General features: G+C 52.7%; 21 protein-coding genes and 2 tRNA genes. 16 read left to right on the top strand and 7 right to left on the bottom strand.

The features are described from left to right. Window positions 1-97 precede the first annotated feature (97 nt). Genes DFK18_RS02720 through tkt form a run of 3 tightly spaced genes read right to left on the bottom strand, consistent with a single transcriptional unit; the run spans window position 98 to window position 4,322 of the window. Window positions 98-1,261, bottom strand: coding sequence for a phosphoglycerate kinase (locus DFK18_RS02720; protein ID WP_114416680.1), 1,164 nt, complete (start codon window positions 1,259-1,261; stop codon window positions 98-100). 14 nt (window positions 1,262-1,275) lie between these two features. Then, window positions 1,276-2,313: a type I glyceraldehyde-3-phosphate dehydrogenase gene (locus DFK18_RS02715; RefSeq protein WP_114416679.1), complete on the bottom strand. Its 1,038-nt coding sequence runs from the start codon at window positions 2,311-2,313 to the stop codon at window positions 1,276-1,278. 2 nt (window positions 2,314-2,315) lie between these two features. Then, the gene (gene tkt, locus DFK18_RS02710) at window positions 2,316-4,322 is read right to left on the bottom strand and encodes a transketolase (protein WP_114416678.1); all 2,007 of its coding nucleotides are present in this window, start codon (window positions 4,320-4,322) and stop codon (window positions 2,316-2,318) included. Window positions 4,323-4,503: 181 nt separating this feature from the next. Between tkt and metK the strand changes: the two genes are divergently transcribed. Then, window positions 4,504-5,694 (top strand): methionine adenosyltransferase, encoded by a 1,191-nt coding sequence (gene metK / locus DFK18_RS02705; protein ID WP_114416677.1) that lies wholly within the window; start codon window positions 4,504-4,506, stop codon window positions 5,692-5,694. Window positions 5,695-5,761: 67 nt separating this feature from the next. Here metK and DFK18_RS02700 read toward each other — a convergent pair whose 3' ends face one another. After that, window positions 5,762-6,073 (bottom strand): YhbY family RNA-binding protein, encoded by a 312-nt coding sequence (locus DFK18_RS02700; RefSeq protein WP_114416676.1) that lies wholly within the window; start codon window positions 6,071-6,073, stop codon window positions 5,762-5,764. A 113-nt stretch (window positions 6,074-6,186) separates the two neighbouring features. On the opposite strand from DFK18_RS02700, the gene rlmE reads away from it, so the two are divergent. From rlmE to pnp, 15 genes are all read left to right on the top strand, one after another. Continuing rightward, window positions 6,187-6,807, top strand: coding sequence for a 23S rRNA (uridine(2552)-2'-O)-methyltransferase RlmE (gene rlmE, locus DFK18_RS02695; protein WP_114416675.1), 621 nt, complete (start codon window positions 6,187-6,189; stop codon window positions 6,805-6,807). Window positions 6,808-6,959: 152 nt separating this feature from the next. Continuing rightward, window positions 6,960-8,933 carry an ATP-dependent zinc metalloprotease FtsH gene (ftsH, locus tag DFK18_RS02690; protein WP_114416674.1) on the top strand — a complete coding sequence of 658 codons (1,974 nt, stop codon included), beginning with the start codon at window positions 6,960-6,962 and terminating at the stop codon, window positions 8,931-8,933. A 64-nt stretch (window positions 8,934-8,997) separates the two neighbouring features. Further along, window positions 8,998-9,837 carry a dihydropteroate synthase gene (gene folP / locus DFK18_RS02685; RefSeq protein WP_162299664.1) on the top strand — a complete coding sequence of 280 codons (840 nt, stop codon included), beginning with the start codon at window positions 8,998-9,000 and terminating at the stop codon, window positions 9,835-9,837. Window positions 9,838-9,849: 12 nt separating this feature from the next. Next, window positions 9,850-11,190, top strand: a complete 1,341-nt coding sequence (gene glmM / locus DFK18_RS02680) for a phosphoglucosamine mutase (protein WP_114416673.1) — start codon at window positions 9,850-9,852, stop codon at window positions 11,188-11,190. A gap of 58 nt (window positions 11,191-11,248) precedes the next feature. Then, entirely contained in the window at window positions 11,249-11,995 is a 747-nt protein-coding gene (gene tpiA / locus DFK18_RS02675) for a triose-phosphate isomerase (RefSeq protein WP_114416672.1), read from the top strand. Window positions 11,996-12,001: 6 nt separating this feature from the next. Further along, on the top strand, window positions 12,002-12,325 hold the full coding sequence (gene secG / locus DFK18_RS02670) for a preprotein translocase subunit SecG (protein ID WP_114416671.1): 324 nt from the start codon (window positions 12,002-12,004) through the stop codon (window positions 12,323-12,325). A 102-nt stretch (window positions 12,326-12,427) separates the two neighbouring features. Next, window positions 12,428-12,513, top strand: a tRNA-Leu gene (locus tag DFK18_RS02665). Window positions 12,514-12,572: 59 nt separating this feature from the next. After that, a tRNA-Met gene (locus tag DFK18_RS02660) sits at window positions 12,573-12,649 on the top strand. Window positions 12,650-12,791: 142 nt separating this feature from the next. After that, window positions 12,792-13,271, top strand: a complete 480-nt coding sequence (gene rimP, locus DFK18_RS02655; RefSeq protein WP_114416670.1) for a ribosome maturation factor RimP — start codon at window positions 12,792-12,794, stop codon at window positions 13,269-13,271. A 19-nt stretch (window positions 13,272-13,290) separates the two neighbouring features. After that, window positions 13,291-14,778: a transcription termination factor NusA gene (gene nusA, locus DFK18_RS02650; protein WP_114416669.1), complete on the top strand. Its 1,488-nt coding sequence runs from the start codon at window positions 13,291-13,293 to the stop codon at window positions 14,776-14,778. Window positions 14,779-14,810: 32 nt separating this feature from the next. Further along, complete coding sequence (gene infB / locus DFK18_RS02645) at window positions 14,811-17,450, top strand: translation initiation factor IF-2 (RefSeq protein ID WP_114416668.1); 2,640 nt, start codon at window positions 14,811-14,813, stop codon at window positions 17,448-17,450. Window positions 17,451-17,547: 97 nt separating this feature from the next. Further along, window positions 17,548-17,937, top strand: coding sequence for a 30S ribosome-binding factor RbfA (gene rbfA, locus DFK18_RS02640; protein WP_114416667.1), 390 nt, complete (start codon window positions 17,548-17,550; stop codon window positions 17,935-17,937). 8 nt (window positions 17,938-17,945) lie between these two features. Next, window positions 17,946-18,878 carry a tRNA pseudouridine(55) synthase TruB gene (gene truB / locus DFK18_RS02635; protein ID WP_114416666.1) on the top strand — a complete coding sequence of 311 codons (933 nt, stop codon included), beginning with the start codon at window positions 17,946-17,948 and terminating at the stop codon, window positions 18,876-18,878. A gap of 76 nt (window positions 18,879-18,954) precedes the next feature. Then, complete coding sequence (rpsO, locus tag DFK18_RS02630) at window positions 18,955-19,221, top strand: 30S ribosomal protein S15 (protein WP_114416665.1); 267 nt, start codon at window positions 18,955-18,957, stop codon at window positions 19,219-19,221. 148 nt (window positions 19,222-19,369) lie between these two features. Then, a complete protein-coding gene (gene pnp, locus DFK18_RS02625; protein ID WP_245944318.1) occupies window positions 19,370-21,502 on the top strand; it encodes a polyribonucleotide nucleotidyltransferase in 2,133 nt (710 codons plus the stop codon). A gap of 93 nt (window positions 21,503-21,595) precedes the next feature. Here the strand turns inward: pnp and DFK18_RS02620 are convergent, their stop codons facing one another. From DFK18_RS02620 to panC, 3 genes are all read right to left on the bottom strand, one after another. Continuing rightward, entirely contained in the window at window positions 21,596-22,771 is a 1,176-nt protein-coding gene (locus DFK18_RS02620; protein ID WP_114416663.1) for an acetyl-CoA C-acetyltransferase, read from the bottom strand. A gap of 202 nt (window positions 22,772-22,973) precedes the next feature. Further along, window positions 22,974-23,354: an aspartate 1-decarboxylase gene (gene panD / locus DFK18_RS02615; RefSeq protein ID WP_114416662.1), complete on the bottom strand. Its 381-nt coding sequence runs from the start codon at window positions 23,352-23,354 to the stop codon at window positions 22,974-22,976. Window positions 23,355-23,453: 99 nt separating this feature from the next. Next, window positions 23,454-24,305, bottom strand: coding sequence for a pantoate--beta-alanine ligase (gene panC, locus DFK18_RS02610; RefSeq protein WP_114416661.1), 852 nt, complete (start codon window positions 24,303-24,305; stop codon window positions 23,454-23,456). Window positions 24,306-24,308 lie beyond the last annotated feature (3 nt).

The raw sequence follows: 24,308 nt of genomic DNA, 5'->3' as shown, positions 1-24,308 counted from the left end.
TTTACCTTTCAGTTAACGGGTTAAATAGCTTCACGTTTACAGAAAGCTCGGGGTGGGCAAATAACCGCCACTCTAGCCCCGAGCCTGATGATCAAATTTACTGCTTGGCCGCTGCCTCAAGCGCAGCCACCGCAGGCAGGGTTTTGCCTTCAACATATTCCAGGAAAGCACCGCCACCTGTGGAGATGTAGGAAACCTGATCAGCAATGGCAAACTGATCGATGGCGGCGAGGGTATCACCTCCACCGGCAATGGAGAAGCCATTGCTTTCGGCAATCGCCTTGGAGAGCACCTGGGTGCCACTGCTGAATTGCTGGATTTCAAAAACCCCAACCGGGCCGTTCCAGAGAATAGTGCCTGCGTCCTTGAGCAGGACAGACAAGGCTGCTGCAGACTGGGGACCGATATCCAGGATCATGTCATCTTCTTCAACATCATCGGCCGACTTGATCGTTGCTTCGGCATTTTCGGAGAATTCCTTGGCCACGACGACATCAGAAGGCAGGGGTACATCGACTTTGTTGAGCAGGGCTTTGGCTTGATCGACTAGATCGGCTTCATAGAGCGACTTGCCAACAGGCTTGCCCGCCGCGGCCAGGAAGGTATTGGCAATACCGCCACCCACGATCAATTGATCACACTTGTCGGAAAGCGCATTGAGAACTTCCAGCTTGGTGGAAACCTTGGAGCCTCCCACGATCGCCACCAGGGGGCGAGCCGGTTCAGCCAGAGCTTTTTGCAGGGCTTCCAGTTCTGCGGCCAGCAGCAGACCGGCACAAGCAACCGGGGCAAAGCGGGCAACGCCATGAGTCGAAGCCTGAGCACGGTGGGCGGTACCAAAGGCATCCATCACATAAACATCACAGAGAGCGGCATATTTTTTTGACAGGGCTTCGTCATCTTTCTTCTCGCCCTTGTTGAAGCGCACATTTTCCAGCAGGACGACTTCCCCGGCAGTCACCTCCACGCCGTCGAGATAGTCTTTAACCAATTTGACCTCCTGGCCCAGAAGGCCGGAAAGATGCTCTGCTACCGGTGCCAGGGAATTCTTGTCGTCGGCAACCCCTTCTTCGGGGCGGCCCAGGTGGGACATGAGCAGTATAGCTGCTCCAGCATCCTTGGCCGCCTTGATGGTTTGCAGGCTGGCGCGAATGCGGGCATCGGAGGTGACCTTGCCATCTTTGACGGGCACATTCAGGTCTTCGCGGATGAGTACTCGTTTGCCGGCTAAATCCAGATCGGTCATTTTGGTGACTTGCATGGGTCGTCCTCTAATTATTGCTGTTCGTGATTCTTGGAAAGTGTTGAGTTTAACCAATGCTGGGCAACATCCAGCATGCGGTTGGCAAAGCCCCATTCGTTGTCAAACCAGCAGAGAAGTTTTACCAGGCGTTTGCCGGAAACCCGTGTCTGGGTGGCATCGAGAATGCCGGAATGGGGATCGTGATTAAAGTCTACCGAAGCATGAGGTTCTTCAGTGTAGCCGAGAATGCCTTTTAATGGCCCTTGGCTGGCAGTCAGCAGCAGCTGGTTGATTTCATCGACACTGGTGTCTCTTTGCAGGCAGAGAGTCAGATCCATCGCCGAGACATTCAGCGTCGGCACCCGTAGATGCAGGCTTTCAATGCGGCCATCCAGGTGAGGCAGCAGACGGCTGATGCCGCGGGCCAAACCCGTATCAACCGGGATGATCGAGGCCATGGCCGAGCGTGTCAGGCGAAGGTTGTTTTGATGGTAGGCATCACTGACCGGTTGATCGTTCATGGCTGAATGAATGGTCGTGGTGGTGCCATGTTCAATACCCAGATTGGAATCCAGAAGCTGCAACAGGGGCACTACACAATTGGTGGTGCAGGAGCCGGCAGAAACAATCCGGTGCGCTGGCTGGAGACTGGAATGGTTAACACCATAAATAATCGTGGCGTCTACATCTGCCTCTGCGGGCTGGGAGAAGAGGAGTCGCTTAGTGCCAGCCTGCAGGTGGCGCTCGGCGGTTTCCCGGTCACGAAAACTGCCCGAACATTCCAAAAGCAGATCTATATCAAGATCCCGCCAGGGCAGGTCTTCTGGCTGGGCATGCGAAAGGATCTGCAGAGAGCGGCCGTTAATTGCCAAACGATCCCCGTCGATACTGACCCGGCCGGGAAAACGCCCGTGAATGGTGTCATAACGGGTCAGGTAGGCAACGGTTTCCGGATCTGAAAGCTCATTGAGGGCGACCAGTTCCAGATTGCGGGTGTCTTCGCGCTCGGTGAGAGCGCGAAGCAGGCATTGGCCAATACGGCCGTAACCATTGATTGCCAGTCTCGGCATTATCAGTCGTCCAGACCTTCCAGCAGTTCTTCGAGCTGTGCGACTACATTATCCAGCGTGAAACCAAAGGTTTCAAAAAGCTGGTCTGCTGGCGCGGATTCACCAAAGGTGTCCATGCCGATGACACTGCCTTCCAGACCCACATATTTGTACCACCAGTCTTTATGTGAGGCTTCGATGGCCAGACGAGTGCCGACTTCGGCAGGGAGAACAGCCTGGCGGTAGGCCGCATCCTGTTGTTCGAACACATCAGCCGAAGGCAGGCTGACAACACGAATCCTGCGTCCCTTGTCGGCCATGACCTGGGCTGCTTCTACAGCCAGCGCAATTTCAGAACCGCTGGAGATAATAATAGCTTCGGGTTCGCCTTCACAGTCCTTGAGAATGTAGCCGCCGCGGCTAATGGCCGCCAGCTGCTCGCTGTCACGCTCCTGATGAGGCAGGCCCTGGCGTGAGAAAATCAGAGCTGTGGGGCCATCTTTGCGTTCCAGGGCTGCTTTCCAGGCAGCAGCGGTTTCTACTGCATCGGCTGGACGCCAGACGCTCATGTTGGGTGTGCCCCTCAGGCTGGCCAACTGCTCGATGGGCTGGTGAGTAGGTCCATCTTCACCCAGGCCAATGGAATCGTGGGTAAAGACTTCAATGTGCTGTTGCTTCATCAAAGCCGCCATGCGCAGGGCATTGCGGGCGTATTCCATGAAAATCAGGAAGGTGGCACCATAGGGAATAAAGCCGCCATGCAAGGCCAAACCATTGATGATTGCAGCCATGCCAAATTCGCGAACGCCATAATGGATATAGTTGCCGGAGGCATCATCACGGGTGATGGCCTGGGCGCCCTTCCAGAAGGTCAGATTGGAAGGAGCCAGGTCGGCAGAGCCACCTAGAAGTTCGGGCAGTTCAGGGGCCAGTTCGTTGAGCACATTCAGGCTGGCTTTACGGCTGGCAAGCTTTTCACCGCTGGCCTGGAGTTTTTTCACGAGATCATCGGCTTTTTGGGTAAAGCCTTCAGGTAGATCCCCCTTTAAACGCCGCTCAAGTTCAGCTGCCAGTTGAGGGTGAGCCTTGGCATAGGCGTCAAAGGTTTTTTGCCAGCTTTGCTCTGCTTGGGCACCCTTTTCACAGGCATTCCATTCTGCACTTATTGCTTCAGGAATTTCAAAAGGCGCTGAGGTCCAGCCGAGCTGCTCGCGAGTCAAAGCTACTTCATCTTCGCCCAGAGGGGCACCGTGACTATCTTCTTTGCCCTGTTTGTTGGGGGAGCCAAAACCGATGATGGTTTTGCAAATGATCAGGCTGGGGCGCTCGTTATCCTGGCGAGCAGTTTCGATGGCAGCCTTGATCTCGTCAGGCTGGTGGCCATCAACCCGCAGTACCTGCCAGTTATAGGCTTCAAAGCGCTGCGCAGTGTTGTCGGTAAACCAGCCATCCACTTCGCCATCGATGGAAATGCCATTGTCATCGTAGAAGGCAATCAGCTTGCCCAGCCCCAGGGTGCCGGCCAGAGAACAGACTTCATGGGAAATGCCTTCCATCAGACAGCCATCACCCAAAAAAGTATAGGTGTGGTGATTAATCACCTCGTGACCTGGGCGATTGAATTGGGCGGCCAGGGTCTTTTCTGCCAGAGCCATACCCACGGCATTGGCAACACCCTGGCCCAGAGGGCCGGTTGTGGTTTCGACGCCAGGGGTATAGCCATATTCAGGGTGCCCGGGTGTCTTGCTGTGCAACTGACGGAAGTTTTTCAGATCGTCGATGGAAAGATCATAGCCGGACAGGTGCAGCAGCGAGTAAATCAGCATGGAGCCGTGGCCGTTGGAGAGCACAAAACGGTCACGATCCGCCCAGTTGGGGTTCTGGGGGTTGTGCTTTAAATAATCATTCCATAGCACTTCGGCGATGTCAGCCATACCCAGAGGGGCGCCAGGATGGCCGGATTTGGCTTTTTGTACGGCATCCATGGCCAGCGCACGCAGGGCATTGGCACGATCAAAACGTGAAGTCATGGGTGTTGCTCTCCTCACCAGGGGTGTTAGTTCTGTAGATCAATTGAAAGTTGCGCTATTTTCCCGCATCTTCCCTTCAGTAGCAAACTTCAACTGAAGCTGGCTTTTTTTCATGTGCACCTGGCTGTCTTGCTGGGTAGAATAGTCGGATATTTTTGGCCGTCAGGAGCTTTACGCCGTTATGAGTGAGTATTCTTTGTTTACCTCCGAATCCGTTTCCGAAGGTCATCCGGATAAACTGGCCGACCAGATTTCCGATGCCGTACTGGATGCCTTGCTGGCTAAAGACAAGCAGGCTCGGGTAGCTTGCGAGACCTTGGTTAAAACGGGTGTGGCTATCGTGGGGGGGGAGATCACCACCAATGCCTGGGTCGACCTGGAGGATCTGGTTCGCGGTGTGATTCGTGATATTGGTTATACCTCTTCGGAGGTGGGCTATGACGGAGATACCTGTGGGGTGATTAATATCATCGGTAAGCAGTCGGTGGATATTGCCCAGGGTGTGGATCGGCAGAAGCCTGAAGATCAGGGCGCTGGCGATCAGGGGCTGATGTTCGGCTACGCCTCCAATGAAACGGATGTGTTGATGCCGGCCCCCATCACCTATGCTCATCGCTTGGTGGAGCGCCAGGCCGAAGCCCGTAAGAGCGGCTTGTTGAACTGGCTGCGTCCGGATGCCAAGAGTCAGGTCACCTGTCGTTATGAAAATGGCAAGGTAACCGGCATTGATGCGGTTGTCCTGTCGACCCAGCATCATCCTGATGTATCGCAAAAGGATCTGCAGGAAGCGGTCATGGAATTGATCGTCAAAAACACCCTACCCCAGGAATTACTGCACAAGGATACCCGCTTCCATATCAACCCAACTGGCAAGTTTGTGATTGGCGGCCCGGTTGGCGATTGTGGTTTGACCGGACGTAAGATTATTGTCGATACCTATGGCGGCATGGCACGTCATGGCGGTGGAGCCTTTTCTGGTAAGGATCCGTCCAAGGTGGATCGCTCGGCAGCCTACGCGGGCCGCTATGTGGCTAAGAATCTAGTGGCCGCCGGGCTGGCCGATCGTTGTGAAATTCAGGTTTCCTATGCAATCGGTGTGGCTGAGCCGACTTCGGTTTCGGTCAATACGTTTGGAACCGGTAAGGTTAGTGATGAAAAGTTGATCGGCCTGATCAGAGAGCACTTTGATCTGCGCCCCTATGCGATTACCCGCATGCTGGACTTGCTGCATCCCATGTACCGCTTGACGGCTGCCTACGGTCATTTCGGACGTAATCCCTTCGAAATGACGGTTGGAGAGGATCGTTTTATGGCCTTTCCTTGGGAGATGACGGACAAGGCCGAAGCTTTGAAATCAGCGGCTGGCCTGTAATTGCCCCCTACAGGGCTGACTGCCAGGCATCTGGAGTCAGTCCTGTCTAGGCGGCGATTCGGCCTTTTTAGTTGAAGCCGTTTCTAAGCAGATTGGAGAGCTTGGGATTGGGTTTTTTGGCTCGGCGAAAAAAGAGCCCCATTTTACCGATTGTCTGAATCACTTCAGCATCCAGCTCTTCAGCCAATTCAGCAATCATTTCAGCTCTTTCGTCTCTTTCCCCCACGAAACGGATTTTGATCAATTCGTGATCCTTCAGTGCTCTTTCCGCTTCTTTGATAAGGCCTTCGGTCAGGCCTTCTTCACCCACGAGAATAACCGGGCTAAGGGAGTGGCCAATGGCTCGGAGTTCTTTCTTTTGTGCGCCTTTAAGGCTCATGTTAATCTACTCTGTTTAAAATCGAAGTTGAATACGTCGGCTTGGCGGCTATTCTAATCCCTGTATCTGCCTGGGTCATCCCCTGGTAAGCAGCTTTCATTCTAGAGGTATTCGTGGCTCGATCAAAAACCAGTGCAGCCTGGCTGAAAGAACATGTTGATGATCATTGGGTGCAACAGGCTCAAAAAGATGGTTATCGTTCCAGAGCAGCCTACAAGCTGGCAGAAATCGATGATAAAGACCACTTGCTGAAGCCTGGTATGACCGTCATAGATCTGGGCAGTGCGCCTGGTGGCTGGTCACAATTGGCAGCCGATCGTTTGCAGGGGCGTGGTCGTGTTCTGGCATCAGACATCTTGCCCATGGATGCTCTGGCCGGGGTCGAGTTTATTCAAGGGGATTTTACCGAAGATTCTGTGCTGGATGCCTTGCTTGATGCTATGCAAGGTGAGCCAGCCGACCTTGTAATTTCGGATATGGCGCCCAATCTCAGTGGTATGAATGCAATTGATCAGCCCAAAGCCATGTACCTGGTTGAGTTGGCTCTGGATCTGGGGCAACAGGTTTTGCGTCCTGGTGGCGATTTTCTAGCCAAGGTTTTTCAGGGCGAGGGCTATGATGAATACCTGAAGATGTTAAGAGAGAATTTCCAGCGGGTTCTCACGCGCAAGCCCAAAGCATCAAGGGCCAGATCACGTGAAGTTTATTTGTTGGCAAGAGGTTTTAAGGGCTAATAAAAAATAATTGGCCTGATACAAAAGATAAATGGAACGAGACCGACTTTTGTTCGGTCTCACTTAGGAATTCCTGTAGTATAGAAGTAAAAGCTGTACCGCTTTTTTGTTTTCTGTACTCAGCAGGCAAGATCAAACAAGAGGGCATTGCCTTGAACGATATGGCCAAAAATCTCATTCTGTGGCTGATAATTGCCGCAGTCCTACTGACCGTGTTCAATAATTTTAATGTTGAGCAAACCCATAATAGTCTGAACTATTCCCAATTCGTCCAGGAAGTTCAGCAGGGGCAGGTACGTAAAGTCACTATTGATGGCTATGATATTGAAGGGGTGCGTTCTGATGGCAGCCGCTTCCAGACCGTGCGTCCTGCAGCTGAAGATCCCAAGCTGATGGATGACCTCTTGAGTAATAATGTTCAGGTTGAAGGTCGCAAGCCGGAAGGTCAAAGCATCTGGACACGCCTGTTGATTGCCAGTTTCCCGATCCTGCTGATTATGGCTATCTTTATCTTCTTTATGCGCCAGATGCAGGGTGGCGGTGGTGCTGGTGGCCGTGGTGGCCCCATGAGTTTTGGTAAATCCAAAGCGCGCCTGCTGTCTCAGGATCAGATTAAAACCACCTTTACCGATGTGGCTGGTTGTGATGAAGCCAAGGAAGACGTCAAGGAGCTGGTCGATTTTCTGAAAGATCCCAGCAAATTTCAGCGCCTGGGCGGTAAGATTCCACGTGGGGTTCTCATGGTGGGTAGCCCGGGTACGGGTAAAACTCTTTTGGCCAAGGCCGTTGCCGGTGAGGCACAGGTGCCCTTCTTTACTATCTCCGGTTCTGATTTTGTGGAGATGTTCGTCGGTGTAGGTGCTTCGCGTGTTCGGGATATGTTTGAGCAGGCCAAGAAACAATCGCCCTGTATCATCTTTATCGACGAGATCGATGCCGTAGGTCGCCAGCGGGGCGCAGGCATGGGTGGTGGTCATGATGAGCGCGAACAGACGCTGAACCAGTTGCTGGTCGAAATGGATGGTTTCGATCCCAACGATGGTGTAATCGTGATTGCCGCAACCAACCGGCCGGATGTGCTTGACTCGGCACTGTTGCGTCCGGGGCGTTTTGACCGTCAAGTTGTCGTTGGTCTGCCAGATATCCGTGGGCGTGAGCAGATTCTTGATGTGCATATGCGTAAAGTGCCGCTGGCTGACGATGTTAAGGCCAATCTAATTGCTCGCGGCACCCCTGGCTTTTCAGGGGCTGATTTGGCCAACCTGGTCAACGAGGCAGCTCTTTTTGCTGCGCGTAATGATCGTCGCCTTGTCGGTATGGAAGAATTTGAAAAGGCCAAGGACAAGATCATGATGGGGGCTGAGCGTAAGTCCATGGTCATGACCGAAAAAGATAAGATCATGACGGCTTACCACGAAGCAGGTCACGCCATTCTCGGGCGTCTTCTTCCAGCCCATGATCCAGTCTACAAGGTCTCGATTATTCCCCGCGGGCGCGCACTGGGTGTAACCATGTTCCTGCCTGAAGAGGACCGAGTTTCCTACAGCAAGCGCTATTTGTTGAGCCGAATTACCTCTGCTTATGGCGGGCGCATTGCCGAAGAGATGTTTTACGGTGCTGAGTGGGTTTCGACTGGCGCCCAGAATGACATTCAGCAGGCCACTAAAATGGCTCGCAACATGGTGACCAAGTGGGGCCTCTCTGAAAAAGCTGGACCGGTTCTCTACAGTGAAGACGAAGGTGAAATCTTTGTTGGTGGCGGTCAGGGTGGTGCCAAGGCCAATGTCAGTGATGAGACGGCTGAGCTGCTGGATGCTGAAATTCGCAGGATTCTGGATGAATGCTATGCCGAGGCGACTCGACTGCTTGAAGAAAATCGCGACAAGATGGAGTTGATGAAAGACGCCTTGATGGAATATGAAACCATCGACTCCAAGCAGATTGACCAGATTATGGATGGCAAGGTGCCTGAGCCGCCCAAAGACTGGGGTGACGGTGATGGCGGCTTGCCAGTGGAAGCCAAAGAAGAAGATCAGGCAGCTTCTGAAGATGACAAGGAAAAGGAAGCTGAAGAGGACAAGCCGGAGCGTAAGCCGGGCGATCCACTGGGTGGATCTGTTCACTGATCTGATTGCAAAAGCCCCGCTCAGCGGGGTTTTTTAGGTTTGAAGCAAGCAAGGAAACCTCAGTATGCCCTTTTTTGAACTCCTGGCGCCTTCAAGGCGGCTTCTTCTGGATCGTCCCAAAATCATGGGCATTGTGAATGTTACGCCCGATTCGTTTTCCGATGGTGGGCGTTACCATCAGCGCGACCAGGCCTTGCGCCATGCAATTAAACTGCAGCAGGAGGGCGCCAGTCTGCTGGATCTAGGTGGGGAATCCACCCGCCCGGGTGCCCAGGCGGTAGCTTCCCAGGAAGAAATGGATCGAGTCCTGCCTGTTCTGGAAGCCTTGCGCCAGGAAACCGATGCCTGGATCTCCATCGATACCAGTAATCCCGAGCTGATGCGAGAAGCAGCTGCCAGAGGGGCGGATCTGATAAATGATGTCAGAGCCTTGAGTCGTCCTGGTGCACTGGAAGCCGCTGCAGCGACAGGCCTACCGATTTGTTTGATGCATATGAAAGGTGAGCCGGGTAGTATGCAACAGCAAGCCAGTTACCAGAATCTGGTTGCAGAAGTGATAGCTTTTTTAAGATCAAGAATCGAGGCGTGCCAGGCTGCTGGTATTGCAGAAGAGCGATTGCTGCTGGACCCGGGTTTTGGCTTTGCCAAGAACCTGGATCATAATTTAACGCTACTGAATCAATTGGAAGCCTTGCATGAACTGGGGCGCCCGCTTTTAGTGGGGATGTCGCGCAAAAAGATGCTGGGTGAGCTTACCGGAAGGCCAGTGGAAGAAAGAGAGGTGGCCAGTGTGACTGCCCACCTCCTGGCTGCGCAAAAAGGCGCGCAGTTATTGCGTGTCCATGATGTGGCCGGACTAAAAGACGCACTGAGTATTTGGCAAGCTTTGACAGAAAAAGAATGAGCGAATAGCTAGATGACAAGACAATATTTTGGAACAGATGGTATTCGAGGCCGAGTGGGTCAGACACCGATTACACCTGATTTTATTCTCAAGCTGGGCTGGGCCGCAGGCAAGGTTTTCGCTCGTCAGGGAAAAAAGCGCATTCTAATTGGCAAGGATACCCGTCTATCCGGCTATATGCTGGAATCAGCCCTGGAGGCAGGCCTGTCTTCAGCCGGGGTTGATGTGTATCTCTTGGGCCCCATGCCGACCCCGGGAATTGCTTATCTGACGCAAACCTTTCACGCCGATGCCGGTATCGTGATCAGCGCCTCCCACAACCCTTTTGAAGATAATGGCATCAAGTTTTTCTCGGCAACGGGTGAAAAACTGCCTGATGAAACGGAGCTGGAAATCGAGAGCTGGTTGGAGCAACCGCTAGAAACAGCGGCCCCGGCTCAACTGGGCAAGGCCAGACGTATTGCCGATGCGGCAGGGCGCTATATTGAATTCTGCAAGAATACCCTGCCCTTCAGTGCCAGTCTCAAGGGCTTAAAACTGGTCGTCGATTGTGCCCATGGTGCTACCTACCATATCGCCCCGGATGTCTTTGAAGAATTGGGCGCGGAAGTGGATGTAATTGGAGCCAAGCCCGATGGTTTGAATATCAATAAAGGGTTTGGTTCAACCAAGCCCTTGGCTTTGCAGGCGCGCGTGTTGGAAGTTGGTGCTGATTTAGGCGTGGCTTTTGATGGTGATGGCGACCGCCTGGTGATGGTGACTTCAACCGGCCGACTCGTGGATGGTGATGAGCTGCTTTATATCCTGGCTCGGCATATGAAGGAAAAGGGCGAGTTGCAGGGTGGCGTCGTGGGTACGCTTATGACCAATCTTGGAATAGAGCTGGCTTTCCAGGAATTGGATATTCCTTTTGCACGCGCCAAGGTTGGTGACCGTTATGTCATGGCTGAGTTGCAGGAAAGAGGTTGGCTGCTGGGTGGTGAGGGCTCGGGACACCTCATCTGTCGGCATGTGCAGTCAACTGGAGATGGTATTGTCGCTGCCTTGCAGGTATTGCAAGCCCTGAACGAAAGTGGGCGGCGCCTGGAGGGATGGTTGCAGTCCATCAACAAGATGCCGCAGGCATTGGTTAATGTTAAGACCAGTGCGAAAAAAGATGCTCTGCTGAGGCATCCACAAATTCTGGCTAAGGTTGAAGAAGTAGAAGCCCGGCTCGATGGCCGTGGACGCGTTCTCTTGAGGCCCTCGGGGACAGAGCCACTTCTAAGGGTAATGGTCGAAGGTGACAAGGAAGAAGAGGTTCAGGCTCTGGCAGAGGAAATAGCAGCCCTGGTTGCCGAGATTGCAGGTTGAGGTTAGGCGGCTTTTTTAATAGAATTCCCCGCCTTGATTAACCAAAGTGGATGACTCAATGCGACAGAAACTGGTAGCTGGAAACTGGAAGATGAATGCTAGCCGTGAGCTGCTTGAGCGCTTGCTGGATCCAGTTGCCCAGGAAAAGGGTTTGGCTTGTCGTCTCTTGGTGTGTCCACCGCATCCCTACCTGCCGCTGGCTGCAGAAAAACTCAAGAGCACTGATGTGGCTTTGGGCGCACAGGATTGTGCGGCCACGCCAGAAGGAGCCTATACCGGCGAAGTGGCTGCCAGTATGCTGGCAGACTTGGGTGTTGAATATGTTCTTCTCGGCCATTCTGAGCGCCGTCAATATCAAAAGGAGACGGATGCTCTGGTCGTTGAAAAAGCTGGTCAGGCGCTTGCCCAGGGGTTGAAACCAGTTGTTTGTGTCGGTGAAACCCTGGGTGAACGTGAAGCTGGGAAGACGCGCGATGTTGTTCTTGAGCAGGTGAAGGCCATTTTGACCGCCTTTTCCAGTGAGGAGTTGGTTAAGGTGGTTTTTGCCTACGAGCCTGTTTGGGCGATAGGTACCGGTTTGAGTGCTTCGCCAGAAGAAGCGCAAGAAGTACATGCTCTGATACGGAAGGCCATCGCTGAGCAGGATGGGCAGTTAGCAGAGCAGGCACTCCTCCTCTATGGCGGCAGTGTGAAAGCAGAAAATGCGGCATCACTGTTTTCGATGCCGGATATCGATGGCGGGTTGATTGGCGGCGCATCTCTGGATGCCGGTCAGTTTTTAGCAATTGCACACGCAGCAGGTTGATAAGCTATGCAAAGTTTGGTTTTAGGTATACATGTGCTTCTGGCCGCAGGCCTGGTTGTTCTTATTTTGCTGCAGCAGGGTAAAGGTGCTGAAGCAGGTGCCTCCTTTGGTGGCGGTGCTTCCAATACCGTGTTTGGTAGCCTGGGTCCCCTGGGTTTTCTGGGCAAGATGACCGCGATTCTGGCAACTGGTTTTTTTGCGACCAGCCTGCTTTTGGCGGTTATGGCTAACCAGCAGTATGCAGAAGACGCTGGCGTTCCCTCGCAGGAAGTTATTGAAGAGCAGTCCCAGCAGGAGCAGTTGCCCCTTCTGGATGACGAGCAAGAGTAATTTTTTTGGATTAGGGGTTGCCAACGCCGGGTGACCCCACTATCATTTGCCCGCCTTGCAATGAGTTGCCTCCCGGCAACATGAGCAAGGCAAGTCCTACAAGCCGAAGTGGTGGAACTGGTAGACACGCCATCTTGAGGGGGTGGTGGCCACAGGCCGTGCGGGTTCGAGTCCCGCCTTCGGCACCAAGCCTTTAAAGAGTTAGCTTGACCTTGGCTAGCTCTGTCTGTATAGTACTTTCCTCTGATGCGGGGTGGAGCAGCCTGGTAGCTCGTCGGGCTCATAACCCGAAGGTCGTCGGTTCAAATCCGGCCCCCGCTACCAAGATTTATCGAAAGCCCCTTTTTTAAGGGGCTTTTTGTTAGGTCGAAAAAGTCTTCGCGCTGGCGGTGCCTTACAACCATCCTTCGAAGTTTTCCGGCCTGGTGACCATCCACCTCCTGAGGCAGAAAGCTGGAGCTTTTCCGTGGCAAGTAAAGATAAACTACTTGAGCAACTCATAGAGCCGGTCGTGCAATCGCTGGGCTTCGAGTTCTGGGGCCTTGAATTCGGTGGGCGCGGACGTCATACCCTTTTGCGTGTCTATATTGATAGTGATGACGGCATCACGGTGGACCATTGCGCCCAGGTTAGCCGTCAAATCAGTGCATTGATGGACGTTGAAGACCCCATCGCCAGTGAATATACCCTGGAGGTTTCTTCTCCAGGAATGGACCGTTCCTTGTTCAAGCTGGAGCACTATCAGCGCTGTGCAGGCGAACAGGTGCAGATCAAGCTAAGATTGCCCTACGAAGGCCAGCGTAAGTTTTCAGGCCTGCTCAAGGGTATCGAAGAAGATGAAGTGATCATTCAGATTGATGACGAAGAGATTTGTTTTCCCGTAGAAACAATTGATCAGGCAAGAATTAAACCTACCCTGAAGCAAGAAAAGAAAAATCAGGGATAGTTTTTCAAGAGGCCAAGGCATGAGTAAAGAAATACTATTAGTAGTGGATGCCGTCTCCAATGAAAAGGGCGTACCCAAGGACACCATTTTCGAGGCGATAGAAGCAGCACTTGCCAGTGCAACCCGGAAACGCTTTATGGAAGATGGCGTGGACATTCGTGTCAGCATTGACCGCAAGACCGGTGAATACGATACCTTTCGCCGCTGGACAGTGGTCGATGACGAAGATTACACCGATCCCGATTGCGAACTGGCCGCTTCCGATGTCAAAGAACAGGGTCTGGTCGTAGGCGATGTTCGCGAGGAAGAAATCGAATCCATCGAATTTGGCCGGATCGCGGCACAAACGGCCAAACAGGTCATCGTGCAAAAGGTTCGTGAAGCTGAACGGGCAGAAGTGGTTCGCCAGTACATCGAACAGCAAGGCCAACTGGTTTCCGGCCTGGTCAAGAAGACCACTCGCGATGGCGTAATCGTTGATCTGGGCGGCAATGCAGAAGCCTATCTGTCACGCCACGAAATGATTCCCGGTGAGAAGTTCCGGATGAATGATCGTGTCAGAGCTATTCTGCTGGATGTGAACCCGAATAATCGCGGCTCCCAGTTGATTCTTTCACGCACCTGTCCGGAGATGATCATCGAGCTCTTCAAGATCGAGGTGCCGGAAATCTCCGAGCAGTTGATCGAAATTCGTGGTGCTGCCCGCGATCCGGGTTCACGCGCCAAGATAGCGGTCAAAACCAATGATCGCAGAATTGATCCCGTGGGTGCCTGCGTTGGCATGCGCGGTTCACGTGTGCAGGCCGTTTCCACAGAACTGCACAATGAAAGGGTGGATATTGTCCTCTGGGACGATAATCCGGCCCAATTGGTTATCAACGCCATGGCACCAGCGGATGTGGCCTCCATCATTGTTGATGAAGATGCCCATTCCATGGATGTCGCTGTTGCTGAGGACAATCTGGCCCAGGCCATCGGCCGCAATGGTCAGAATGTCAAACTGGCCCGCGAGTTGACTGGTTGGCGATTGAATGTGATGACCGAAGAAGAAGCCAGTGGCAAACAAGAGCAGGAAATGGACAACATGATCCAATTCTTTATCCAGCACCTGGATGTTGATGAAGATCTCGCTCGTCTGCTGGTCGAAGAAGGTTTTACTGGCCTGGAAGAGGTTGCCTATGTGCCGGTAGAAGAATTCCTGGAAATTGACGGTTTGGATGAAGACCTGGTAAACGAGCTGCGTCGGCGTGCCAAGGATGAACTCTTGACCCTGGAAATTGCTTCAGAAGAAGCGCTGGCCGAAGCCCAGCCTGATGAAGCCCTGCTGAACCTGGACGGCATGGACAGAACCCTGGCTTCTGTTCTTGCTAGCAGGCAAATTACCACCCTTGATGATCTCGCCGAGCAATCCATTGACGACCTTATGGATATCGAGGCTATGACCGAAGAGCGAGCGGGTAAATTAATCATGGCTGCCCGTGCTCACTGGTTTGAAGATGAGGCTTGAACGCAGCGGGTCGTAGTTAGAGGAGATGGATAATGGCAGAAACAAGTGTAAAAGATTTTGCAGATGCGATCGGCAAACCTGTCGGACGCCTGCTGGAACAAATGCAAGAAGCCGGCCTGCCTCACAAGAGTGCTGACCAGAAGGTTTCAGAAAAGGATAAGGAAAAGCTGCTGAGCTTTTTAAAGCGTAACTCGGGAAGTGGCGATGAACCCACGCGGATTACCATGACGCGTAAGGTTACTCAGCAGTTAAAGACCGACGGTCGTAAGAGCGTCAATGTTGAAGTGCGTAAAAAACGTACTTTCGTCAAGCGCAGTGAAGTTGAATCCGCTCAAGATAAGAATCAGCAGGCCGAAGAAGAAGCCAAACGCAAGGCTTCTGAAGCGGAAGCGCTCAAGCAGGCAGAGGCGGAAGCAGAAGCCAAGCGTCAAGCTGTTGAGCAGGAACGCAAGGCTGCAGAAGAAGCTGCTCGCAAGCAGCTGGAAGCCGAAGAAGCTGCCCGTCGTGCTGAACAGGAATCCAAGGCCAAACAGCCTGCAGCAGCAGAAGAAAGTGAAGCCCAGAAAGAATCTGAGGCTGACAAAGAACGCCGCAAACAGGAAGAAAAACGTCGTGCAGAAAAGGCACGCAAGGCGAGAGCCAATCCTGTCGTTGTCGGCGCTGATGAAACACCAGGTGAAGAACCGGAGGTGGACTTGCCGAAAAGCGCTAAAGTCAGCGAAGACAAGCCCAAGCATAGTAAACCCGGAAACCGCAAATCAGCGGGTGGCCGTAAAGGTGGCAAGCGTGACGAGGACTTTGAAGATCGTCGCCTGAGCCGTCGTGGCAACAAGGATGACAAACGCAAGGGCGGACGCCGTAATGCCGGTGCTGGCGGACCCAAGAAGCACGGTTTTGAAAAGCCGACTGCGCCCATTAAGCGTGAAGTCTTGATTCCTGAAAGCATCACTGTGGCCGATCTGGCTGATCGCATGGCCATCAAGGGTGCTGAAGTGATCAAGGTGATGTTCAAGATGGGGGCCATGGCCACTATCAACCAGGTCATCGATCAAGACACCGCCGCCATCGTCGTTGAAGAAATGGGCCACACGCCCAAGCTGCAAAAAGAAAATGCTATAGAAGACGAGGTGCTGGAAAACATCAGCTACGAGGGTGAAGCCATCACTCGTGCGCCAGTTGTTACCGTAATGGGTCACGTTGACCATGGTAAAACCTCGCTGCTGGATTATATCCGTACGGCTAAGGTTGCCGATGCTGAGGCGGGTGGTATTACCCAGCATATCGGTGCCTACCATGTGGAAACCAGCGATAACAACATGGTTACCTTCCTGGATACACCTGGCCACGCTGCCTTTACCGCCATGCGTGCTCGCGGTGCCAAGGCAACCGACGTCGTTATCCTGGTTGTTGCCGCTGATGATGGTGTTATGCCTCAGACCATTGAAGCCGTTCAGCACGCCAAAGCAGGCAATGTGCCACTGGTGGTTGCGGTTAACAAGATGGACAAAGAAGGCGCTGATCCAGACCGAATCAAGAATGAGCTGTCCCAGCATGAAGTGATTCCAGAAGACTGGGGTGGTGATACGCCTTTTGTACCTGTCTCTGCCAAAGCAGGGCAGGGTGTTGATGAGCTTCTGGAAGCGGTACTGCTGCAATCCGAAATTCTGGAACTGACAGCCGTACCTGAAGCACCTGGCAAGGGTGTTGTCGTTGAATCACGTCTGGACAAGGGTCGTGGTCCTGTAGCTACAGTTCTGGTTCAGAATGGTACCCTCAAGAAGGGCGACATCGTTCTGGCAGGTCTCAACTATGGCCGTGTTCGCGCCCTGATCGATGAGAACGGCAAGCAAACTGAATCTGCCGGTCCTTCAATCCCAGTCGAGATCCTGGGTCTGGATGGTACACCTGAAGCAGGCGATGAATTTACGGTCGTTCAGGATGAGAAGAAGGCCCGTGAAGTGGCTCTCTTCCGTCAAGGCAAGTATCGTGAAGTCAAGTTGGCTCGTCAGCAGAAAGCCAAGCTGGAAAATGTCTTCAACCAGATGGAACAGGGCGAAACCGCCAGCGTCAACATCATCCTCAAGTCGGATGTTCGCGGTTCTGTCGAAGCCATTATCGGTGCGCTGAAAGACCTGGAGACCGATGAGGTCAAGGTCAACATCGTTTCTTCCGGTGTTGGTGGTATTACTGAAACCGATGCCAACCTGGCACTGGCTTCCGATGCCATCCTGCTCGGCTTTAATGTCCGTGCTGATGCGGCTGCCAAGGCGATCGTCGAGCGCGAAGATATCGATCTGCGCTACTACAGCATCATTTATGAGCTGATCGACCAGGTTAAGCAGGCCATGTCCGGGATGCTGGCCCCCGAGTATCGTGAAGATATTGTCGGTATCGCTGAAGTCCGTGATGTATTCCGTTCACCTAAATTCGGCCAGGTTGCCGGTTGTATGGTTGTGGAAGGTACGGTTTACCGCAACAAGAAAATCCGCGTGCTGCGTGACAACGTGGTCATCTACGAAGGCGAGCTGGAATCCCTGCGTCGTTACAAGGATGATGCCAACGAAGTCCGTAGCGGTATGGAGTGTGGTATCGGCGTCAAGAACTACAATGATGTCAAAGTAGGCGACAAAATTGAGGTCTTTGACAAGGTTAAGGTTGAGCGTAGCCTCTAAGCTGCTGCTTTGCTGTTAATCTCGCAGCCTCCTTCTGAATTTCAGGAGGAGGCTGTTTGTATTTATAGTCCCGATAAAGAAAGAGCAAGAGGCTAGTATGAAAGAATTCAGCCGTACCGACCGCATTGCCGATCAATTGCAAAGAGAGCTGGCTGTTTTGATCCAGCGGGAAGTCAAAGATCCGCGACTGGATGCCATGATTACCGTCAGCGGCGTGCGAGTGAGTAAAGACCTGGGCTATGCCGATGTATATGTAACGGTGCTGGGCAAGGAAGATCGCCAGGAGGTCATCAAGGAGAACCTGGCTATTTTGAAACACGCTGCAGGTTTCTTGCGCGGGCGCATTGCTCAGAGCATCAAACTGCGCGTCGTTCCCCAACTGCGCTTTCACTTTGATGAGAGTGTTCAGCGTGGGCAGAAATTGAGCAGCTTGATTGAACAGGCTGTTGCCGAAGATCGTAGTCGTCATGATTCGGATGAGGACTAGCGTTTGGCATGCAGCAGAGAATAAAAAGACGGCGTGTTGATGGGCTCCTTGTTGTGGATAAGCCCTTGGGTTGGACCAGTAATAAAACCCTGCAAAAAGTGCGCTGGCTACTGAAAGCAAAAAAGGGTGGCCACACGGGTAATCTCGATCCCTTGGCAACCGGGGTGCTGCCCTTGTGCTTTGGCGATGCTACCAAATTTGCTCAATATGGGTTGGACGCTGATAAAACCTATGTTACCCGGATTCAACTGGGTGAAAGGCGCAGCACCGGCGATGCAGAAGGCGAGTGCTTGGCTAGAGCCTCTCTGCCCCAACTGACTGCGAAGAAGCTTGAGCAGTTACTGAATGAATTTACCGGCCACCAAAAACAGGTGCCGCCGATGTATTCGGCGCTTAAACACCAGGGTAAGAAACTGTATGAGCTGGCACGCGCTGGCCAGGAAATCGAGCGGCCTGCTCGCGATATTGAGCTTCACGAACTCAGGCTTCTGGATTGGGGAGAGGATTTCATAGAAATACAGGTGCACTGCTCCAAGGGCACCTATATCCGTGTTCTCGGGGAAGACTTGGCTAAGGCCTTGGGAACTGAAGGCTATCTGGGCTCCTTACGTCGTATCGATTCTGGTGACTTTAACCTGTCAGAGGCCCTGACTCTGGAGGCACTGGAAAAAACCTGGGAAGAACAAGGCGAAGCTGGCGTAGAAGCACTGCTTCAGCCGGTGGACCAACTGCTGCAACATCTTGCCCGTGTTGATCTGAATTCATCGCAAAGTCGCGATCTGACCCATGGTCAGGCAACGGATCTTCTGGACACTGACCTGCAAATCGGTGAGAATGTGCGGCTTTATTCAGATGCGCAGACTTTTATTGGCTTGGGTGAGATCCAACAGGGATCAAATTCAAACTTTGCGCTACGCCCCAAGAAGATGTGTGCCAGCTGACTAAAAATTTCATCCAGGCCTGCTGTAACGTCGCACGGCAGAGCCCGAGTTATTCATGCGACTGTGGAGAAGCAAAATGCTGACAACTGAACAGAAAGCAGAAATCGTAAAAGACTTTGGACGTGGTGAAGGTGACACAGGTTCTCCTGAAGTACAGGTTGCCCTGCTGACTCACGATATCAACCAACTGCAAGGTCACTTCAAGGACAACAAAAAGGATCACCATAGCCGTCGTGGTTTGATCCGCAAGGTAAACCAGCGTCGTAAGCTGCTGGACTACCTGAAAGGCAAAGACATGGGCCGTTATGCTGACCTGATCAAGCGTCTGGGTCTGCGTCGCTAAGATTCAGCGTTCGCTCGTATAAAAGCCCCACCCTGCAACTGCAGGGTGGGGCTTTTTTATTGTTGCGCTACTTTGTTTGTTATCCAAGGCAGCGTATGATAGTCGGGCTAATTAATGGCGACAAAAATTGAAATCAAAGGAAATATCTGTGACTCCTGAAGCTAAGATTAAGACTTTCCAATATGGAAAGCATCAAGTAACTCTGGAAACCGGCCGTATGGCTCGCCAAGCCACCGGTGCTGTATTGATCACTGTGGATAACACCAGTGTTCTCTGTACTGTAGTAGCAAAAAAAGACGTTAATCCTGACCAGGACTTCTTTCCCCTGGCTGTTTTCTATCAGGAAAAGACCTACGCTGTAGGCAAGATTCCCGGAGGCTTTTTCAAACGTGAAGGCCGTCCAACCGAAAAAGAAACCCTGACTTCGCGTCTGATCGACCGTCCTATCCGCCCTCTGTTCCCGAATGGCTTCATGAATGAAGTCCAGATCATCTGTTCAGTGGTCTCTGCTGAACGCGGTGTCGAGGCGGATATCGCTGCCATGCTGGGTGCCTCTGCAGCTCTGGCTGTTTCCGGCGTGCCTTTCAATGGTCCTTTAGCTGCTGCTCGCGTTGGTTACTCGGATGAGTCTGGCTACCTCTTGAACCCGGATTCCAGTGAACTGGAAAACTCGCGTTTGGACATGGTGGTTGCCGGTACCGAAGCGGCAGTATTGATGGTTGAATCTGAAGCTCAGGAATTGACTGAAGACCAGATGCTGGGCGGTGTTCTTTTTGCTCACGAACAGATGCAAACAGCCATCCAGGCGATCAAGGACTTTGCTGCTGAAAATGCCAAGCCTGCCTGGGATTGGGTTGCACCTGTGAAGGATACGGGCACCGAAGACCTGATCAAGCCGCTTGTTGCAGATCAGATCAAGGAAGCCTATCGCATCACTGACAAGATGCAGCGCTACGCACGTCTGGATGAAATCAAAAAAGGGCTGGTTGAAAAGCTGGTGACTGACGCCGATGCCGAGCCAGGTGAAGATGCGATCAAGTCAGCTTTCTCCAAGCTGGAAAAAGAGATAGTTCGCAATAATGTTCTGGATGGCGAGCCACGTATTGATGGCCGTGATCACACCACCGTACGTCCTTTGAGTATTGAAGTTGGTGTTCTGCCCAAGGTTCATGGTTCTGCCCTCTTTACCCGTGGTGAAACCCAGGCTCTGGTTGTAGCTACTCTGGGTACCAGTCGTGATGCCCAGGTCATTGAGAGCCTGGAAGGTGAATACCGCGATAACTTCCTGTTCCACTATAACTTCCCTCCTTTCTCTGTGGGTGAAGCTGGTTTTATGGGTGGCCCCAAGCGTCGTGAAATCGGCCACGGTCGCCTGGCCAAGCGTGGTGTTGCGGCGATGATGCCGGGTGAAGACGACTTCCCTTACACTATTCGTGTGGTTTCCGAGATTACCGAATCCAACGGTTCCAGTTCCATGGCCTCTGTCTGTGGTTCTTCTCTGGCACTGATGGATGCTGGTGTTCCCCTGAAGGCCCCCGTTGCGGGTATTGCCATGGGACTGGTCAAGGATGGTGAACGCTATGCTGTTCTGACTGATATCCTGGGTGACGAGGACCATCTGGGTGATATGGACTTCAAGGTGGCCGGTTCTGATAAGGGCGTTACTGCCCTGCAGATGGACATCAAGATTGAAGGCATCAACGAAGAAATCATGGAGAAGGCACTCCAGCAAGCCCATCAGGCACGTCAGGAAATCCTGAGCCAGATGAATGCTGTTCTGCCTCAGGCGCGTACCGAGGTTTCCGATAACGCCCCCACCATGACCAGCCTGAAGATTGACCCTGAGAAGATCCGTGATGTAATCGGCAAGGGCGGTGCTACGATTCGCAGCATCACCGAGCGTACCGGTGCTTCCATCGATATCGAAGATACCGGTGAAATCAAGGTGTATGCCGATACTCAGGAAGCGGCCAAGGCTGCTATCGATATCATCCTGGGTCTGACGGCTGTAGCCGAGATCGATAAGGTCTACATGGGCAAGGTGGCTCGCTTGGCCGACTTTGGTGCCTTTGTTACCTTCCTGCCTGGTCAGGATGGCCTGGTGCACATTTCTCAGATCGACAACAAGCGTGTTGAATCGGTAAAAGATTATCTGTCTGAAGGCCAGGAAGTGCTGGTCAAGGTGATCGATATTGATAACCGCAACCGCGTTAAGCTTTCGATCAAGGAAGTCAGTGATGAAGACCGCAAGGCCTATGCTGAAGCTAATCCAGAAAGCTGATTAGCTCTAGCAAACAAAAACCCCAGCCTAGGCTGGGTTTTTTTTATGTCTTGGATTCGGCGGAAACCGAATCCAAGTGGAGCAGCGCAGCTCTTAACGCTCAATGGCCAAAGCCACGCCCTGGCCTCCACCGATACATAGTGTTGCCAAGCCTTTTTTAGCATCACGCTTGGTCATCTCGTGGACCAGGCTCACCAGTACACGGCAACCGGAAGCACCGATGGGATGACCCAAGGCTATGGCGCCACCATTGACGTTCACTTTATCCGTATCCCAAGCCAATTGCCGGTTAACACTGATGGCCTGGGCGGCAAAGGCCTCATTGGCTTCAATCAGATCCAATTCGCTGATATCCCAGCCAGCCTTTTTCAGGCACAGCTGAGTGGCAGGGATGGGGCCTGTACCCATGATCTTGGGGTCAACACCGGCAGATGAATAGGCCGAGATCTTGGCCAGAACAGGCAGTCCCAACTCCTCGGCCTTGCTGGCTGAACAAAGGAGTACAGCGGCTGCACCATCATTGATGGAAGAGGCGTTACCGGCAGTCACGGTGCCGTCTTTCTTGAAGGCGGGGCGCATGCTGGCCAGTTTTTCCACGCTGACTTCGCGGGGGCCTTCATCAGTATCGAAAACGATCGGGTCCCCCTTGCGCTGAGGAATGGTGACAGGGAAGATCTCATCCTGAAAACGCCCTTCCTTGACGGCCTTGGAGGCTTTGGCTTGGGAAGCAGCAGCAAAAGCATCCTGATCTTCGCGGCTTATATTGAACTTTTCGACGATGTTCTCTGTGGTAATGCCCATATGGTAATCATTGAAGGCATCCCAGAGGCCATCGACAATCATGGTGTCCTTGGCGGTCCAGTCACCCATGCGCTGACCTTTGCGGGAGTTAGGCAGGATATGGGGGGCCTGGCTCATGTTTTCCTGGCCACCAGCAATTATCATTTCGGCATCGCCACAGCGAATCGCCTGGGTTGCCAGATGCAAGGCTTTTAACCCGGAACCGCAAACCTTGTTGATGGTCATGGCAGGAGTGGTTTCTGGCAATCCAGCATGGATCATGGCCTGGCGAGCGGGGTTCTGGCCACAACCGGCCGTTAGTACCTGACCGAGAATGACTTCATTGATTTGATCGGCAGCTACTCCCGATTTTTCCAAAAGGCCTTTTATGACGGTTGCACCCAGTAGATGAGGGTCAACATCGGCCAGAGAACCACCGAAACTGCCAATGGCTGTACGACCTGCAGCAACAATAACTACGTCTTGCATGATGAAATCTCCTGAATGGACCTTGCTAAAGAAATGAAGAGGTAGGTTCTCAACTAAAAGTGACTAGTATAAGAATACAAGGTAACAGATGTATGTAGAAAAAGAATGCAGAAACAGTGGGAAGTGGGGGGTCGAGAGCTACTACTTTAGACTAAAAAGGCAGCCACTTGGGCTGCCTTGAAAACTGCAGGAGAAACCAGGGTCAGGCAACCTGAACCGGAATAGCATTACTGGTATGGCTGACTTCATTGCCTTCAGCCATATAGATCAGTGAAGGCTTGTGTTTCAGCCTTTCTGCTTCAGTGAAATTGGCGTAAGCACAGATAATGACACGATCACCCACATCAGCCAGGTGAGCGGCTGCGCCGTTTACCGAGATAATGCCGGAGCCGGGTTCACCACGAATGATATAGGTGGTGAAACGCTGACCATTTTCCAGATTATAGATCTGGATCTGTTCGTACTCATGCAGGCCAGCCATATCCAATAGATTGCCATCAATAGCGCAGGATCCTTCATATTCCAGTACTGCGTGGGTAACACGAGCCTGGTGGAGTTTGGCTTTGAGCATAATGGTTTGCATGATTAATGAACCTCTTGTTGCCTGCCGAGGCAAGCTGCAAATTATTAATAAACAGGCAGAGCCGCTTTATACAGGGTTGGAGCGCTTGCGTCCAGTCTGTTATTCACCTTTGCGCACGACCAGATTATCGATCAGACGTGCTTTACCCAGGCGTGCGGCAGCCAGAAGCACCCATTCCTTGGCATCCATCCGAGCAGGGCCCAGATCCAGTGCCCGAATTTCCACATATTCGGGATAAAACCCGAGTTCAGCCAAGCGGGCACGAGCCTGGTGAGTGAGTTCATGAAAGTTATGGTTGCCCGCCGCCAGCTTTTGGCCGGTCGACTTGAGAGTGGCGTAGAGACCGGAAGCCTTCTTTCTTTCCTCATCAGACAGGTAGGCATTGCGTGAAGACAATGCCAGGCCATCGCTATCCCTTTGCGTGGGGACGCCGATTATCCGAATGGGGAAATCAAGATCTTTTACCAGCTTGCGGATAACCGCCAGCTGCTGGTAGTCCTTTTGTCCAAAGCAGGCGACATCCGGTTGTACGAAATTAAATAGCTTGGTAACGACCGTAGCGACGCCATCGAAATGGCCGGGGCGCTTTTGACCACAAAGGCCTTCGCTGACTTGAGGTACCCGGACCTGAGTCTGGTTTTCCTGACCCTCGGGGTAGACATCACCAACACTTGGTGCAAAAAGATAGTCACAACCAGCTAGTGTCAGTTTTTGGGCATCTTCTTCCAGGGTGCGTGGGTAGTTGTCAAAGTCTTCGCCGGGGCCGAATTGCAGGGGATTGACAAAGATACTGGCAATCACCAGATCAGCATGGCGTCTGGCCTCTTCCACCAGACGCAGATGCCCCTGATGCAGGTTACCCATGGTGGGAACCAGGGCCAGGGTTTTGCCCTGGCGGCGCAGCTCCTTGAGGGTGGATCTGAGTTCTTTGATGTCATTCAGGATGTGCATGAT

The sequence above is a fragment of the Marinospirillum perlucidum genome, from assembly GCF_003336805.1.
Taxonomy (GTDB): domain Bacteria; phylum Pseudomonadota; class Gammaproteobacteria; order Pseudomonadales; family Halomonadaceae; genus Marinospirillum; species Marinospirillum perlucidum.
This window is presented reverse-complemented; position numbering and strand designations above follow the sequence as displayed.